The organism is Pseudomonas sp. TNT3, from assembly GCF_010095445.2.
Classification (GTDB): domain Bacteria; phylum Pseudomonadota; class Gammaproteobacteria; order Pseudomonadales; family Pseudomonadaceae; genus Aquipseudomonas.
This window is the reverse complement of the sequence record NZ_WFGV02000086.1, coordinates 1-16,349: the sequence shown is the minus strand read 5'-3', so window position 1 is coordinate 16,349 and position 16,349 is coordinate 1. Positions and strand designations below refer to the sequence as shown.

Annotated in this window: 16 protein-coding genes; 14 read left to right on the top strand and 2 right to left on the bottom strand. The window is 60.0% G+C overall.

Features of this window, described 5'->3' with window-relative positions; translation table 11 throughout:
* The first annotated feature begins 230 nt into the window (after positions 1–230).
* The 7 genes from GBC55_RS28205 to GBC55_RS28175 all read left to right on the top strand — a co-directional run bounded on the left by GBC55_RS28205 (position 231) and on the right by GBC55_RS28175 (position 9,149).
* Positions 231–1,757: an MFS transporter gene (locus GBC55_RS28205; protein ID WP_162440853.1), complete on the top strand. Its 1,527-nt coding sequence runs from the start codon at positions 231–233 to the stop codon at positions 1,755–1,757.
* A 26-nt stretch (positions 1,758–1,783) separates the two neighbouring features.
* Positions 1,784–2,848 carry an HlyD family secretion protein gene (locus GBC55_RS28200; protein ID WP_162440854.1) on the top strand — a complete coding sequence of 355 codons (1,065 nt, stop codon included), beginning with the start codon at positions 1,784–1,786 and terminating at the stop codon, positions 2,846–2,848.
* Entirely contained in the window at positions 2,845–4,323 is a 1,479-nt protein-coding gene (locus tag GBC55_RS28195; protein ID WP_247267041.1) for an efflux transporter outer membrane subunit, read from the top strand. The genes GBC55_RS28200 and GBC55_RS28195 overlap by 4 nt, the downstream gene beginning before the upstream one ends.
* Before the next feature lie 48 nt (positions 4,324–4,371).
* Positions 4,372–4,998, top strand: a complete 627-nt coding sequence (locus GBC55_RS28190) for a hypothetical protein (protein ID WP_162440855.1) — start codon at positions 4,372–4,374, stop codon at positions 4,996–4,998.
* Positions 4,999–5,121: 123 nt separating this feature from the next.
* A complete protein-coding gene (locus GBC55_RS28185; protein WP_162440856.1) occupies positions 5,122–5,631 on the top strand; it encodes a sigma-70 family RNA polymerase sigma factor in 510 nt (169 codons plus the stop codon).
* Positions 5,628–6,584, top strand: a complete 957-nt coding sequence (locus tag GBC55_RS28180; RefSeq protein ID WP_162440857.1) for a FecR domain-containing protein — start codon at positions 5,628–5,630, stop codon at positions 6,582–6,584. The genes GBC55_RS28185 and GBC55_RS28180 overlap by 4 nt, the downstream gene beginning before the upstream one ends.
* 99 nt (positions 6,585–6,683) lie before the next feature.
* Positions 6,684–9,149 (top strand): TonB-dependent siderophore receptor, encoded by a 2,466-nt coding sequence (locus tag GBC55_RS28175; protein ID WP_162440858.1) that lies wholly within the window; start codon positions 6,684–6,686, stop codon positions 9,147–9,149.
* A gap of 59 nt (positions 9,150–9,208) precedes the next feature.
* On the opposite strand, the gene GBC55_RS28170 is transcribed toward GBC55_RS28175, so the two are convergent.
* Both GBC55_RS28170 and GBC55_RS28165 read right to left on the bottom strand, forming a co-directional pair.
* Positions 9,209–9,967 carry a slipin family protein gene (locus GBC55_RS28170; protein ID WP_162440859.1) on the bottom strand — a complete coding sequence of 253 codons (759 nt, stop codon included), beginning with the start codon at positions 9,965–9,967 and terminating at the stop codon, positions 9,209–9,211.
* Positions 9,968–9,969: 2 nt separating this feature from the next.
* The gene (locus tag GBC55_RS28165; RefSeq protein ID WP_162440860.1) at positions 9,970–10,503 is read right to left on the bottom strand and encodes an NfeD family protein; all 534 of its coding nucleotides are present in this window, start codon (positions 10,501–10,503) and stop codon (positions 9,970–9,972) included.
* 199 nt (positions 10,504–10,702) lie between these two features.
* Here GBC55_RS28165 and GBC55_RS28160 point away from each other — a divergent pair, with 199 nt between their 5' ends.
* From GBC55_RS28160 to GBC55_RS28130, 7 genes are all read left to right on the top strand, one after another.
* Positions 10,703–11,164, top strand: coding sequence for a YbaK/EbsC family protein (locus tag GBC55_RS28160; protein WP_162440861.1), 462 nt, complete (start codon positions 10,703–10,705; stop codon positions 11,162–11,164).
* Positions 11,165–11,305: 141 nt separating this feature from the next.
* Positions 11,306–11,551 carry a DUF2789 domain-containing protein gene (locus tag GBC55_RS28155; protein WP_162440862.1) on the top strand — a complete coding sequence of 82 codons (246 nt, stop codon included), beginning with the start codon at positions 11,306–11,308 and terminating at the stop codon, positions 11,549–11,551.
* A 366-nt stretch (positions 11,552–11,917) separates the two neighbouring features.
* Positions 11,918–12,346 (top strand): MarR family transcriptional regulator, encoded by a 429-nt coding sequence (locus tag GBC55_RS28150; RefSeq protein WP_162440863.1) that lies wholly within the window; start codon positions 11,918–11,920, stop codon positions 12,344–12,346.
* Positions 12,343–14,415 carry an FUSC family protein gene (locus GBC55_RS28145; RefSeq protein ID WP_162440864.1) on the top strand — a complete coding sequence of 691 codons (2,073 nt, stop codon included), beginning with the start codon at positions 12,343–12,345 and terminating at the stop codon, positions 14,413–14,415. The genes GBC55_RS28150 and GBC55_RS28145 overlap by 4 nt, the downstream gene beginning before the upstream one ends.
* Positions 14,412–14,621, top strand: coding sequence for a DUF1656 domain-containing protein (locus GBC55_RS28140; protein ID WP_045059488.1), 210 nt, complete (start codon positions 14,412–14,414; stop codon positions 14,619–14,621). The genes GBC55_RS28145 and GBC55_RS28140 overlap by 4 nt, the downstream gene beginning before the upstream one ends.
* Positions 14,618–15,502 (top strand): HlyD family secretion protein, encoded by an 885-nt coding sequence (locus GBC55_RS28135; protein WP_162440865.1) that lies wholly within the window; start codon positions 14,618–14,620, stop codon positions 15,500–15,502. Before GBC55_RS28140 ends, GBC55_RS28135 begins: the two co-directional genes overlap by 4 nt.
* Positions 15,499–16,349: TolC family protein (locus GBC55_RS28130; RefSeq protein WP_247267040.1), on the top strand; the 851-nt coding region annotated here is incomplete at its 3' end. The genes GBC55_RS28135 and GBC55_RS28130, both read left to right, overlap by 4 nt.

Here is a 16,349-nt window from a genome sequence, read left to right as displayed (position 1 = left end):
TCGCCGTTGCCACTCCGCCTCGAACCACTTGCCGCCTGCGCTGTTCGAGCAACAGGCGGCTTAATCCTCCTACGGGATGGTTTAAAAAAACTGAACCACTACACCGAAGGCTGCGATCTTTTGATCTGATAGTTGCGTTTAGCGCACTTATAACCTGCTGATAAGTTGATTTTCGTCAGCACTCACACTTCTTAAAATGCTCCGGTATTCAATCCCGGAGCCTGCAGTACATGACTTCCCTCACGGTCTCGGCACCGCTTGCCACGGCCGCTGCCTCGCCGCCGGTGTTCGGTCCGCGAATCATCATTGGCCTCGTTGGCGTGCTGATTGCCGTGCTGGTATCTGGCCTCAACGAGATGGTCACCAAAGTGGCCCTGGCCGACATTCGTGGCGCGATGGGCATCGGCTATGACGAAGGCACCTGGCTGGTCGCCAGTTACACCGCGACCTCGGTGGCGGCCATGGCGTTCGCCCCCTGGTGTTCAGTCACGTTTTCCCTGCGGCGGTTCACCCTCTGTGCCATCAGCGTTTTCACTCTCTTGGGCGTGCTCTGCCCATTGGCCCCCAATTACGAAAGCCTGCTGGTGATGCGCACGTTGCAGGGCCTGGCGGGTGGCGCGTTGCCGCCAATGCTGATGACCGTCGCGCTGCGCTTTTTACCCGCCAACGTGAAGTTGTACGGCCTGGCGGGTTATGCCCTGACGGCGACATTCGGCCCTGGCCTGGGTACGCCGCTGGCCGGGCTATGGACCGAGTATGTGAGCTGGCACTGGACGTTCTGGCAAATCATCGCGCCGTGTCTGCTGGCAATGGTGGCGGTGGCGTACGGCTTGCCCCAGGACCCGCTGCGCCTGGAGCGTTTCAAGCAATTCAACTGGCGCGGATTGCTCCTGGGTTTTCCCGCGATCTGCATGCTGGTGATCGGAATCCTGCAAGGCAATCGGCTGGACTGGTTCGAGTCGAGCTTGATCTGTGCATTGCTCGGTGGCGGGTCACTGCTGCTGGTGCTGTTTCTGATTAACGAATGGTCGCAGCCGATTCCTTTTTTCAAGATGCAAATGCTCGGCATCCGCAACCTGTCGTTCGCCTTGCTGACCCTTGCCGGCGTTTTGGTGGTGCTGCTGGCGGTCATCATCATTCCGTCCAGCTATCTGGCGCAGGTGCAGGGTTACCGCCCGGTGCAGACCGCGCCGATTACGTTGCTGGCAGCGCTGCCCCAGTTGATCGCGCTGCCTTCGGTCGCGGCGCTGTGCAACCTGCGCCGGGTTGATTGCCGTTGGGTGCTGGGCATTGGCCTGAGCATGCTGGCGCTGTCCTGCGTGGGCGGTTCGCAGCTGACTTCCGTGTGGATTCGCGATGATTTCTATGGGCTGCAACTGCTGCAGATCTTCGGCCAGCCCATGGCGGTTTTACCGCTGTTGATGCTTGCCACCGGCAGCATCAGTCCAATGGAAGGGCCCTACGCTTCGGCCTGGTTCAACACCGTGAAAGGTCTGTCGGCGGTGATCGCAACCGGTGTGATCGAGGCGCTGACCACCGCACGGCTGCATTTTCACTCGACGATGCTGGTCGATCGCCTCGGCAACTCTCCTTGGGTGGACGGCGATAGTGAGGGGCTTGCTCACAGGCTGCACGAACAGGCCGTGGTGCTGACCGCATCGGATCTTTACCTGTGTATGGCTGGCATCGCACTCGCGCTGATCCTGTTGATTTTCTGGCTGCCGACGCGGGTTTATCCGCCCCGTGCGCCGATCTGAATGCTCCACTGAAACAGAAGGTTTTTATGACAACTCAATCCAGAAAAAAAGTGGCCATTGGCGTCGCCGCGGTGGTCGCCGTTGGCGTGTTGATCTGCGTGTTGGTGCCCGGTCTTTTCGGCAAGCGAACGCAGCAGAGCACCAATGACGCCTTTGTCTCAGCGGACTTCACTCTTGTGGCGCCTCGCGTTGCCGGGTTCATCAAGGAAGTGCTGGTGGAAGACAACCAGCAGGTCAAGGCCGGGCAGTTGCTGGCGCTGATTGACGACCGGGATTTGCGCGCCGCTGCGCAGGCCGCCGATGCCGAAACACTGGTCGCCCGGGCTCAGTTGCAAAACGCCCGAGCGACGCTGGAGCGTCAGACGTCAGTGATCGCTCAGGCACAAGCGACTGTCGTCTCTGCCAAGGCAGAAATGGCTTTCGCCGATCATGAATTGAACCGCTACAACCACCTCGCCGGTGTGGGCGCTGGCACGGTGCAAAACGCTCAGCAAGCCCGGACCCGTATCGATCAGGCCACCGCGCGGTTGGCCAATGCGACTGCGGTATTGGCGGCGGAACGCAAGCAAGTCGATATCCTCACCGCCCAGCGCGACGCGGCGGACGGCGGTCTTAAACGTGCGCAAGCGGCGTTGGAAATGGCCAGCTACGAGCTGTCTTACACGCGCATCGTCGCGCCTCAGGACGGCATGGTCGGCGAGCGGGCGGTTCGGGTTGGAGCGTATGTCACGCCGGGCAGCAAAATTCTGGCCGTGGTGCCGTTGGAGCAGGCGTATGTGGTGGCCAATTTCCAGGAAACCCAATTGGCTGACGTGCAAGCCGGTCAGAGCGTTCAGGTGCTTGTCGACAGCCTCGATGGTCAGGCCCTGAGGGGGCGTGTCGAGAGCATCGCGCCGGCTACGGGCGTGACCTTTGCGTCGATCAAACCGGATAACGCGACCGGGAATTTCACCAAGGTCGTGCAGCGAATTCCGGTGAAGATCGTGCTCGATCCGGGTCAGCCATTGGCCGAACGGCTGCGGGTGGGAATGTCGGTGGAGGCGAGTATTGATACTGCCGGTGCCGACAAGCATGAGGTAGCGCAGCGATGAACAACAGCCACCACTTGCCCCCTTGCCACAAGGTCTGCGTTCGCTCAATCGCATTTGTGCTGAGCTTGTCGTCGTTGAGCGCCTGCACCGTCGGCCCGGATTTCCAAAAACCACAGCCACAACAGATCGCCGAATGGTCAGCACCACAGAAAGCCGCCGCCAGCCAGGCCATTGCTGAACCCATGGACGAACGCTGGTGGGACGTCTTCCACGACCCCAAACTTTCGGCCCTGACCCAGCGCGCCTTGACCGATAACCTCGACCTCAAACTCGCCAGCAGCCGCTTGCAGCAAAGCCGCGCAGCACGTCAGGTAATCACTGCCGAGCGCTATCCGAACACTGCCGCCACGGGCAGTTACGGGCGCAAACGCAACAGCGGCGAAGGCCTGAGCGACCCGTCCGGACACAATGGCGACTCGGCGTTCAACCTGTGGGACGCCGGCTTCTCCGCGTCCTGGGAACTGGATTTCTGGGGGCGTGTACGGCGCGAGACCGAAGCCGCCGATGCCACGCTCGAAGTCGCCGAAAACGACCGTCGCGGCGTATTGCTGTCGGTCCTTGCCGAAACCGCCCAGGACTACATTCAACTGCGTGGCGTGCAAAGCACTCGCGCAGTCACCGAGCAGAATCTCGATGTCGCTCGCCACAGCCTGAAGCTTTCACAGTTGCGCCTCGCCGACGGTGTTGCCACGGATCTGGATGTCGCTGAAGCCGCCGCGCAAGTTGCCGCTATCGAATCCCGCCTGCCGGCGCTTGAGCAGCGCCAGTTGCAGCTGATCAACGCGCTCAGCTTGTTGATGGGTGAACCGCCGCACGCGCTGTCCGTTGAGTTATCCACCGATGCGCCGGTGCCGCAAACCCCGCCTCAAATCGCTATTGGCCTGCCATCGCAACTGGCCGAGCGTCGCCCTGACATCCGCCAGGCCGAAGCGCGCCTGCATGCCGCCACCGCGAACATCGGCGTGGCCAAGGGGGATTTTTATCCGCGGATTACCTTGTCCGGCAACATGGGCTCCCAAGCCATGCAACTCAGCGATTTAGGTTCCTGGGGCTCGCGTGCCTTTGGCATCGGCCCGCAATTCAGCCTGCCGCTGTTCGATGGCGGGCGCCTGCGTGGCGTGCTTAACCTGCGTGAAGCGCAGCAACAGGAAGCCGCCATCGCCTACCAACAAACCGTGTTGCGCGCCTGGCATGAAATCGACGATCAGCTGAGCGCCTTCAACGCCAGCCAACGGCGCCGCGACAGCCTCGCCGAAGCCGTGCGCCAGAACCAGATCGCACTGAGCACCGCGCAACATCAATACGTGGAAGGCGTCGTCGATTTCGTCAACGTCCTCACCGTGCAAGGCGAATTGCTGGCCACGCAGGAACAGTGGGTAGAAAGCTCGACCGGCGTGTCATTGGCGATGGTCGGTTTGTACAAGGCGTTGGGCGGGGGATGGGAGTCGGTGTATCCGCTGGCGATTCAGCGTTGAGTGAAAGGAGGTAGAGCTGTTTTGTAGGATGCGTCTTGATTTATTTTTGTGGGAATTATTGATCTCTTCGAGCGATTAGCATCTTCTCCCCTGTTCTTTGACGATAAATACGCTCCTATGACTGCCGACCCGTATGCGACTCCGACCTCTGAGCTGTCAAACACTACGACCTGCAATCCCGCTTTTTATGTGGTGAGCAAAAGCAAATTCGCGCTGTTGTTCGTATCTACTTGTGGCTTTTATTTACCTTATTGGTTTTACAAAAACTGGAAGCAACAGCGGGCAGCCGGCAACAACGTCCTGCCTTTACTGCGTACGATTTTCGGGGTCTTTTTCATTTACTCCCTACTCGTCAGAATCGACCGGAAGATCAGGGCCTCAGATCGTCAGTTGCGCTGGTTTCCGAGAAGTCTCGCCGTCGGTGTAATCACAATCGCGTGCGTGGGTATTGCGAGAGCATGGGTGCCTGATTTTCGTATCAGCTTTGCAATAAGCCTTACGGTTGTACTTCTGCAAACGTGCTTCTTACTGCGTGTGCAAGGGGCAATCAATTTTTCTGAAAATGACCCGGATGGCACGAGCAATTCCTCGCTCACTTTCTCTAATTGGGTGTGGGTTGCGCTGGGTTTATGCATATGGGGACTGTCGATTTTCGCTTTGTATCTCCAGTTGTAGAATGCGGAGTCACGTGAAATGGATTTGTTGCCCTGGCGGCATCAGCCGCTGATCAATGTCGTTTTGCCAGTCGCTGCGTAAAGTGTAATGATAATTGCTATCAATCACGCACGTAGACCTCCCATGGACGCAACAACTGACGGCAACGATTCGATTCATCGTCTTTACCGCGATAACCATGGCTGGTTGCAAGGCTGGTTGCGTAAGCGCCTGGGTGATCGTGAGCATGCGGCGGATGTGGCGCAGGACACGTTCCTGCGCCTGCTGGTGTCGGGGCGCTTGCCCGGTCCGCAGGAGAGTCGCAGCTACCTCGCGCAGATTGCCCGCAACCTGGTGATCGACCAGTGGCGGCGTCTGCGCATCGAGCGCGCTTATCTGGAGAGCATCGCGCATCTGCCGGAGCCCGAATCGCCGTCGCTCGAAACCCGGGCCCTTATCCTTGAAACGCTGACCCAGATCGATGCGATGCTCGATCGCATGCCGGATAACGTGCGCCAGGCTTTTCTGCTCTCGCAATTCGAAGGGCTGAGTTATGCGCAAATTGCCGAGCGGCTCGGGGTTACCGTCAGCTCGGTGCAGAAGTACATGACCCGCGCGATCCTGGCCTGCTATCAACTGGTCTACGAATCATGAACCGCGCCCACGATGCGCCCATCGAGCCAGCCATCGTCGAGCAAGCCAGTGAATGGTTGATGCTGCACTGGGGCGGCGACCTGGATGCAGAAAAGCGTCAGGCCTTCACGCTTTGGCAGCAGGCCCATCCGGAACACCGCCGCGCCTGGCAGCGATTGCAGCAGTTGCAGGAAACCTTCGGCGCGGTGCCGGCCGGTCGTGCACGGGCCGTACTGCGCGATAGCCCTGATCCGCAGCGCCGCGCCGCCTTGAAGATGCTGGGCCTGCTACTGGTTGCCGGTGGCAGCGGCTATCTGCTGCAGAACCAGGTGTCCTGGCGCGCAACCTTTGCCGAACACCGCACCGCCACCGGCGAGATTCGCCACATGACCTTGAGCGACGGCACCCGGCTCGACCTCAACAGCAACAGTGCGATCGACCTGCGTTTTACTGCGCAAGAGCGCCGGATAAAGCTGATCCGGGGCGAGATTCTGCTCACCAGCGGAAACGACCCCGTCCGCCCATTGATCGTGGAAACCGCCAGTGGGGATGTCCAGGCATTGGGAACACGGTTCTCTGTACGTGAAATGGACGACGGCGCCCGTGTCGAACTGTATGAAGGCCAACTGCGCATCAGCCCTCGGCATGCAGCGCCGGTGCTGATGAATGCAGGCAACAGCGTATGGTTCAGCGCCAATGGCACCGACCCGATGAAGCCTGCGAACCCGAACGGCAGCAGTTGGAGCCAAGGGCGTCTGGTGGCCGAGCGTCAGCCGCTGGGTCGGTTCCTGGCCGAGCTGGCGCGTTATCGACCGGGCTGGATTCGTTGCGATGACACGGTCTCGCACTTGCTGCTGACCGGCGTTTTTCCACTCGACAACACGGATGCCGTCCTGGCCGCTCTCGAACGCACATTGCCCGTGCAGGTCGAGTCGGTGACCCGTTATTGGGTGACGGTGAAACGCCGCGTCTGATATCTAAAAAAAATTTAAGAAGCGCTTGTCGGTTTTCATGCCCCGTCCGGGATACCTCTTGAAAGCAAATCAAGAAGCATTCTCATGGGGAGTTCCGGAATGCCACATCATCCGACACAGACGTTTTTTCCGTTCAATGGCGTATTGCGCCGCGGCGTGTTCGCCACTTTGCTGGCCACCACGCCACTGCTGCCGAACCTGGCCTGGGCCGATGACGCCAGCGTGAGTCAGGCGCGTCAGTACAGCATCGCCGCGGGTAATCTCGATCAGGTTCTGAATCGTTTTGCCAGTGACGCGGGAATTCTGCTGTCGGTGGATGCGCAACTCACCGAGGGCAAGCGCAGCACCGGACTACAGGGGCGTTTCGATGTGGCCCAAGGGCTTGAACGGGTGCTCGCCGGCAGTGGCTTGCAGGCTGTCTACGCCCAAGGTGGCTGGTCACTGCAGCCGATCGCGGGAGGCGGTCCATTGCAACTGGGCGCCACACGCGTCAGCGCTACCGAGGCGGTTGAAAATGCCTGGGGCCCGGTCGACGGCATCGTCGCCAAGCGCAGTGCTACCGGCACCAAGACTGACGCGGCGCTGGTGGAAATTCCGCAAACCATCAACGTCGTCACCGCCGCCGAGATCAGTTCCCGTAGCGCCCAAAGCGTGACCGAAGCCCTGCGCTACACGCCGGGCATTACCGGTGGTGGCTTTTCCGACCGCGTGAAGATTTTCGATGAGCCGACGTCGCGAGGCTTCTCGCCCACGCCGATTTACCTCGATGGCTTGCACCTGCCTTATGGCGGCGGCAGTACCGGTGGTGCACTGCAAATCGAGCCCTACTCGCTGGAGCGTATCGAGGTACTCAAAGGCCCGGCATCGGTGCTGTACGGCCAGAATCAGCCCGGCGGTATCGTGAATCTGGTCAGCAAGCGTCCGACCGAAACCGCCTTGCATCAAATCAAATTCGAGGCCGGCAGCTACGACCATAAAAGCGCTGCCATCGACCTCGGTGGCCCGCTCGACGATGAAGGCAAGTTTCTCTACCGCCTGACCGCGCTGGCCAACGACAGCAACGATGAGATCGACTATGTCGAGGAAAAACGCCAGTTCATCGCCCCCAGTTTCACCTGGCGTCCGAGTGAAGACACCAGCCTGACGCTCTTTGCCCAGTACCAGAAAGACAAGGGCGTTCCCGAAGCGCAGGGGCTTCCGGCCGTGGGCACGTTGTTCGATAACCCCAATGGCAAGATCGACCGCGACCTGTTCCTCGGTGAGCCCGACGTCAACGATTACCACCGTGAGCAATACGCGTTCGGCTACGAGTTTTCCCATCGGCTGAACGACGTCTGGACCCTGAAACAGAACGCGCGCTACGCACGGGTCAATGACCACTACACCGCGCCGCTGCATGGCTACCGGTTCGTCACCAACCCGATCACCGGGCAAAACGACCAGCGTTACCAGACTCGCTACGGCGTGGACTGGCAACAGGACAACAAAGTCTTCGGTGTGGATAACATTGCCCAGGCCGAGTTCGACACCGGTCCGTTCAGCCACACGGCAATCGTCGGGCTGGATTACTACCACTTCAATTCGAAATTCGACGGTCTGTATGACTACAACCCGCCGATCATCGACTTGTTCACACCGACCTATGGTCAGCCCCTTAACTTCGGCAACAACTACCGCTGGGACAACACCATCACCCAGACCGGGTTGTACGCCCAGGATCAGATCAAGCTGGATCAGTGGGTGTTTGTCCTCGGCGGCCGCTATGACTGGGCCGAGACCGACAACAAGCAACCACTGAGCGGTGCTCACACCAGCAGCAAGGATGAGAAATTTACCGGGCGCGGTGGCATCGTCTACCTGTTCGATAACGGCCTGGCGCCTTTCATCAGCTACTCGGAATCGTTCCTGCCGCTCAGCGGGACTAACGTGCAGGGCAAGGCGTTCGACCCTTCTACCGGCAAGCAGTACGAGGCGGGCGTGAAATACCAACCGCCGGGGCAGAACAGTTTCGTGCAGATTTCCGCTTACGAACTGGAGCAGGAAAATATCCTGACCACCGACCTCGGCAACCCCGGGTTCAGCAATCAAAGCGGTGCGATTCGCTCCAAGGGCGTCGAGTTTGAAGCCAAGGCAGAGCTCACCGAAGCGCTGGACGTGATTGCCTCGGCGTCGCGCAACGACATCAAATACACCAAGGACAACGATGGTCGCAAAGGCCGTCATCCGGCGGGCAATCCGCCGCTGACCGCCGCGCTCTGGGTCAATTACACCGTGCTCGGCGATACGCCATTGGCAGGCGTCGGTGCGGGGGTTGGCGCACGTTATGCCCGAGGCAGCTATGGCGATGACTACGAGGGCGCGTTTCAGATCGACTCCTACACGGTGTACGACGCCAGTCTGACGTATGACCTGGGCATGTCGGCCTTCAAACTAAAAGGCGTGAAACTGGCGCTGAACGTGAAAAATCTCGCCGACAAGGAATACGTCGCCAGCTGCCGCAGCCAATGGGATTGCTATTACGGGGATGGACGGACGGTGGTGTCGAGCGTGAGTTACGACTGGTAAGTCGCGCTAACCCTGTGGCGAGGGAGCAAGCTTCCTCGCCACAAATCTGCATTTCTTTTTCACGGTTTCGACGACAGATCCGCCATGCCCTTGAGCAATTCGATGGGCAATGGGAAGACAATGGTTGAACTCTTGTCCCCGGCAATCGAACTCAGCGTCTGCATGTAGCGCAATTGCATGGCACCTGGCTGACGGCCCAGCATTTCGGCCGCCTGCATGAGTTTTTCCGAGGCCTGCAATTCGCCTTCGGCATGAATGACTTTCGCCCGGCGTTCGCGCTCGGCTTCGGCTTGCTTGGCGATGGCGCGGACCATCGATTCGTTGAGGTCGACGTGCTTGATTTCGACATTGGCGACCTTGATGCCCCAGGCGTCGGTCTGGGCGTCGAGCACTTGCTGGATGTCGATGTTCAATCGTTCGCGCTCGGCCAGCAATTCATCCAGTTCATGTTTGCCCAGGACCGCGCGCAAAGTGGTCTGCGCCAATTGGCTGGTGGCCATGAGGAAATCTTCGACCTGAATGATTGCCTTCTGCGGATCGAGAACACGGAAATACAGCACGGCGTTGACCTTGACCGACACGTTGTCGCGGGTGATCACGTCCTGGGGCGGCACATCGAGCACCACGGTGCGCAGATCGACGCGAACCATCTGCTGGACCACCGGGATCAGCAGGATCAGACCGGGCCCCTTGACCTGCCAGAAACGGCCGAGCTGGAAGACCACACCGCGTTCGTATTCGCGCAGGATGCGAAAGGTCGAACCCGCCAGTGCAATCAGCAACAGCAGCAGCGCGGCAAAACCCAATTGCAGGCCCATGACTATTCTCCAGGCGGTGCCGCGTCAGCCGCGGCGACTTGCAGCAGTAATCCCTTGCGCGCCACCACTCGCACACGTTGCCCCGGTTGCAGCGGTGTGGCGCTGAGTACTTGCCACTGTTCGCCTTGCAGGTGCACCCATCCGGTCAAGGCATTGCCAGCCTGTAATGAAGTGACCGGGGTGACGCTGCCAATCAGCCCGGAATCGCCGCTGACGTTGTGGCGCGGTCGGGTTTTCAGGGCGTGGATCAGCAGGAAGATCAGCAGCAGCGCACTGACCAATCCCAGGCCGATCATCAGCGGCACGGGCACGTCAGTGTTGGTCAGGATCACCGCGCCGATCACGAACATCACAATGCCGCCCAGACCGATCACGCCATAGTTGGGCAAGGCCGCTTCGGCAATCAGAAACGCGATGCCAAAGACGATCAACCAGGCGCCCATCGGGTTGGGCACCAACAGCACAACCGGATCCGCCGCGAGAGCGGAACCGCTCACGGCCAAAAACAGCGCAACGGCACAACAACGGGTAATCACGTGACCCTCCGGGAGAGTCGTCAGGTGGCTCTGTATACAGTTTAGTCGAGGCTCGGATTGTATGAATTTTGATCAGTTGCCGGCTGCGTTCCAGTGGGCAGATTTCCCGCGCGATGGTCCAGGCGCGCCTAGACTTTCAAGGGAGAGAACGGGTTTAACCACCGTCCGCCGATCTTCATTGCGGACACCGAGGTGCATCATGCGTATGGCAAGAACCGTGCAGAGCAGCCTAGAAAAAGCCAACTGCGAATTTGACATCGTCACCCACCCTCACTCGGCCAGCAGCCTTGAAACGGCGCGGGTCGCGGGCATTCCTGCCGAACGGGTGGCCAAATCGGTGATCCTCGACGACCACCACGGTCATTACCTGATGGCGGTACTGCCAGCGAGCCGTCATCTGGACCTGAGCAAGGTGCGCGGCAGCGGCGAATGGCAGATCACCCGGGAAAGCACTTTGGCGCATCTGTTCAACGACTGTGAGCGTGGGGCAGTGCCGGCGCTGGGTGAATCCTACGGGCTGGACATGGTCATTGACCCGCTGCTGACCCGGCAGAAAGACATCTACCTGGAGGCCGGCAACCACAACAACCTGCTGCACATGAGCATGCCGGAGTTTCTGAAAATGGTGCCGCATGCTGAGGTGTGCGAGCTGAGTCATTGAGTTTTGCGGCGTCAGCGAAACCGCCATCGCGGGCAAGCCTTGCTCCCACAGGAAGTCGCGGTCCACTGTGGGAGCAAGGCTTGCCCGCGATTGACTGCACAGCAGTCACCGATCATTCAAATCATTCACAAGGAGCCCAACATGCAATCCCCAACCCACAGCCTCCCATCCCTGTTCAAACAACTCGGCCTGGAAAACGACCCGGTCAGCATCGACCAATTCATCGCCACTCACTCGCCACTCAAACCAGAACTGCACCTGGCAGACGCGTTCTTCTGGAGTGAAAGCCAGGCAGCATTTTTGCGTGACGAGATACTCGAAGACGCGGATTGGGCGGAGGTGGTGGATCAGTTGGATGTGTTGTTGAGGAAGGGGCGAGGTGTGTGACGGGCTAGAGCCCGTCTAAGGGAAAAACGGCGTTCGATATCTTCGTGGCTGATACCTTGCCCTTCCAGCATCGATAACTGCGCTATTGCCACTTTTTCCTGCAAAAAGCTTCTGTATTCATCCTCCGATGGAGAATGCAGGTCATTGCCTGAATTCGAACAAGAAAGATCAGTCATTAGTAATCCCAGGTCGGAATATTGGGCAATTTTTCCGACTTTACATCGAGGCAGGAGACAAACAGCACGTGTTCTTCAGCGGTAAATTGTTTCAAAACTTGACCGCCTTTCCCTTCAAATGCGATATTGATAGTTAGCAAACTAACAGTGTGTGCATTCCCTCGTGCCGAAGAACCTCGACGCTCTCCAGATGAACATCAGCAGTGCCATGGTGGTGGCCGCCAGGCATTGGCGGAAGATCTGCCAGACCACGCTGGTCAATTATGGAATCTCCGAAGCCTGCGCCGTCCCGTTGTTGATGATCGGGCGTCTGGGGGAGGGTGTGCGGCAGGTCACGGTGGCGCAGGCAGCGGGGATGGAAAGTCCTTCGCTGGTGCGTTTGCTCGATCAGCTTTGCCATTCTGGCTATGTGTGCCGAACCGCCGACGCCCATGATCGCCGCGCCAAATGTTTGAGCCTCACCGAGCGTGGGCGGGAGCTGGTACAGGCGGTCGAAATTGAGCTGGTGCGCCTGCGCCACGAAGTACTCGAAGGGATCGACCAGAGCGATCTGGAAGCGACGCTGCGAGTGCTGAGAGCCTTTGAAGCCGCGAACGCGCCGTCGGTGGTCAGCTCTTGAACGGATTTTTTACCGGCATGCCCCCAGCGCGCGACTGGTTCTACGGTGTGCGCACGTTTGCGGCATCGATGATCGCGCTGTACATCGCCATGCTCATGCAAATGCCTCGTCCGTACTGGGCGATGGCCACGGTTTATATCGTCTCCAGCCCGTTCGTCGGCCCTACCAGTTCCAAGGCGCTGTACCGCGCCATTGGTACTTTTCTCGGGGCAATGGCGGCAGTGTTTTTCGTGCCGATGTTCGTTCAGAGCCCTTATGTGCTGGTGGTCGTCATCGCCTTGTGGACCGGAACGCTGCTGTTCCTGTCCCTGCACCTGCGCACCGCCAATAGCTATGCGCTAATGCTCGCCGGCTACACCTTGCCGCTGATCGCCCTGCCGGTGGTGGATAACCCGCTTGCGGTGTGGGACGTGGCCGAGGCGCGCACGGAAGAGATCTTTCTGGGCATCGCCGTCGCGGCGGTGATGGGTGCCATGTTCTGGCCCCGAAGGCTGGCGCCGGTGTTCAACGATTCGGTGAGCAAATGGTTTACCGATGCCTCGACCTACAGCCTGCGGTTTCTCAGCCGGAACGTGCAGCCGGATGAAGTCAGCGCATTGCGCTCGTCAATGGTGACTACCTTCAACTCCCTGGAATTGATGATCGGCCAGTTGCCCCATGAAGGCGCTCGGCCGCAAACCGTGCGCAATACCAAAGAGCTGCGCGGGCGGATGATTCACCTGTTGCCGGTCATCGACGCCCTCGACGACGCGCTGTATGCCCTTGAACGGCGTACGCCCGAGCTGGTGGCCAGGTTCGCTCCGTTGCTCGCCGCGACCACCGAATGGCTCGACCATAAAGACGCCGACCTCAACCGTTGGCAGGCGCTGAAACATCAGCTCGAAGCCCTGCAGCCGAGTGCCGATGAGCTGGAAGATCGCAAGCAGTTGCTGTTCTCCAACGCGATCTATCGCCTCGGTGAGTGGATCGATTTGTGGCAGGACTGTCGCAGCCTGCAATACGCCATCCAGTGCGAAAGCCAGGACAGCTGGCGCGCGGTGTACCGCCACTGGCGTCTGGGTCGCCTGTCGCCGTTCCTGGATCGCGGGCTGATGCTGTATTCGGCGGCGTCCACTGTCACCGCGATCATCGTGGCCTCGGTGTTGTGGATTTTGCTGGGCTGGACCGACGGCGGAAGTGCGGTGATTCTCGCGGCGGTGGCGTGCAGCTTCTTCGCCTCGATGGACGACCCGGCGCCACAGATTTATCGGTTCTTTTTCTGGACGGCGATGTCGGTCGTGTTCGCCAGCCTCTATCTGTTTCTGGTGCTGCCGAACCTGCATGACTTCCCGATGCTGGTGCTGGCCTTTGCGGTGCCGTTCATTTGCATCGGCACCCTGACGGTCAAGCCGCAGTTCTATTTGGGCATGCTGCTGACGCTGGTCAACACCTCGTCCTTCATCAGCATTCAGGGCGCTTACGACGCGGACTTCCTGAGCTTCGCCAACTCCAATCTGGCCGGCCCCGTCGGTTTGCTGTTTGCTTTTGTCTGGACCCTGATCGCCCGTCCGTTCGGTGCGGAACTGGCGGCCAAACGCCTGACCCGTTTCAGCTGGCGCGACATCGTCAGCCTCACCGAACCGGCCACGCTGTCCGAGCATCGTCACCTGGGTGTGCAGATGCTCGATCGCCTGATGCAGCACCTGCCGAGACTGGCCATCATCGGCCAGGACACTGGTATTGCGCTGCGTGAAGTGCGCGTCGCGCTGAACCTGCTCGACCTGCTGGCCTACACGCCGCGCGTCACCGGTGTGCCGCAAACGCTGCTGCATCAGGTGGTGGCCGAGGTCGGCGAATACTTCAAGGCCTGTCTCAAGGCTGGTGAACGTCTGCCGGCGCCGAGTGCTTTGTTGATGACCCTCGACCGCACCCGTCGGGCACTCAACACCGAGTGCGATGACGGCGCGCGACTGCACTTGCTGCATGCCTTGAGCGGGCTGCGCCTGGCGTTGTTGCCGGGGGTGGAATTTGTCGGCACGGGCGAACTCGAAGAACCGCTTCCCCATGGCATCGATGGAGCGCCTTTATGATCGGTGATCTGGATATCAGCGGAGTGTTCCTGCCTACGCTGCTGGTGCTGATGGGCATTACGTATGTGATTTTCCTGCTGGTGCACGGGCTGCTGACGCGTCTGCACTTTTACCGTCTGGTCTGGCACCGGGCATTGTTTAACGTGGCTCTCTACGCCCTGCTCCTCGGCGCCGTGGATTCACTCAGTCGATACCTGATGACATGAAAAAACCTTTTTTGACTATCGGTCGCGTGGTCCTGACCCTGCTGATCGTGACCTTCGCTGTCGTCGTGGTCTGGCGCATGGTGATGTACTACATGTTTGCCCCGTGGACCCGGGACGGGCACATCCGTGCCGACATCGTGCAGATCGCACCGGACGTGTCCGGGCTGATCCAGACCGTGGAAGTGCGCGACAACCAGTTGGTGAAACGGGGTCAGGTGCTGTTCAGCATCGATCAGGACCGTTTCAAACTGGCGTTGCGCCAGGCCAAGGCCGCTGTGGCCGACCGCCAGGAAACCCTGGCTCAGGCGCAACGCGAGCACAAGCGTAACCGTGGCCTGGGCAACCTGGTGCCTGGCGAGCAACTGGAAGAAAGCCAGTCCCGCGTAGCCCGCGCCGAAGTGGCCCTGATGGAAGCTCAGGTGGCGGTGGACAGCGCCCAGCTCAACCTGGATCGCTCGACCATTCGCAGCCCGGTGGACGGCTATGTCAACGATCGCGCCCCGCGCACCCAGGAGTTCGTCACGGCCGGACGTCCGGTGTTGTCGGTGGTCGACAGCAATTCTTTTCACATCGACGGGTATTTCGAAGAGACCAAACTGGACGGCATTCACGTCGGTCAGAGCGTCGACATTCGGGTCGTGGGCGACCGTGCTCGTTTGCGTGGGCACGTCGAAAGCATCGTGGCGGGTATTGAAGACCGTGACCGCAGCAGCGGCAGTAACCTGCTGCCCAACGTCAATCCGGCGTTCAGCTGGGTGCGGCTGGCCCAGCGGATTCCGGTGCGAATTGCCTTCGACGACGTGCCGGCAGATTTCCGCATGATCGCCGGGCGGACCGCGACGGTGTCGATCATCGACGATCAGCAGGAGCCCGCGAAATGAGCAAGGCCTCAGGTTTGGCGGTCGCCGGATTAGGCCTGTTGCTGTCAGCGTGTCAGGTGGTCGGGCCGGATTACCATTTGCCTGACGAAGCCGCGGTGCACCGTGATGATTTTCAGGGTGAGCTGGCGGTGAACGACAAGAACGTTGTTTCGGCGCCGGTGCCCAGTGATTGGTGGCGGTTGTACAAAGACCCGCGCCTCGATCAGTTGGTCCAGCAAGCCATGGCCACCAATACCGATTTACGCGTCGCCGCGGCCAGTCTTTTAAGGGCGCGAGCTCAAGTCGACGAAGCCGAAGCGGCCGGGGGCTGGAGTGGTGGCGTGAAGATCGGCGCCCAGCGTTTGCAGGAATCCGGCGAAGCGTTTCTGCTGCCGGAAAAAGTGCCCGTGGCCAACGTTGGCGACATCGGCATTACCACCTCGTATCAGTTCGACCTGTTCGGCACGTTGCAGCGCGGTATCGAGGCGGCGAAAGCCAATGCCGATGCGACACAAGCCGCCGCCGATACCGCACGAATCACCTTGGTGGCCGACGTCGTTCGGGCGTACACCCAGGTTTGCGCGGCCAATGAAGAGCGGGAAATCGCCCAGCATTCCCTCGACTTGCAGGCCCAGGGCACCACGCTGATCCAGCGGTTGCGCGACGCCGGGCGTGGCGATGAAACCCAGGTCACTCGCTCGCAAACCCAGTTCAAATCCCTGCGCGCCGAGATGCCGCGTTATGAGGCTGCGCGCCAGGCCGGCTTGTTCCGTCTGTCGATGCTGCTGGCCAAACCGGTGGACCAGCTGCCGGCCGGCACCGCCACCTGCGCCGAACTGCCGAAAATTGCCCAGCTGTTGCCGGTGGG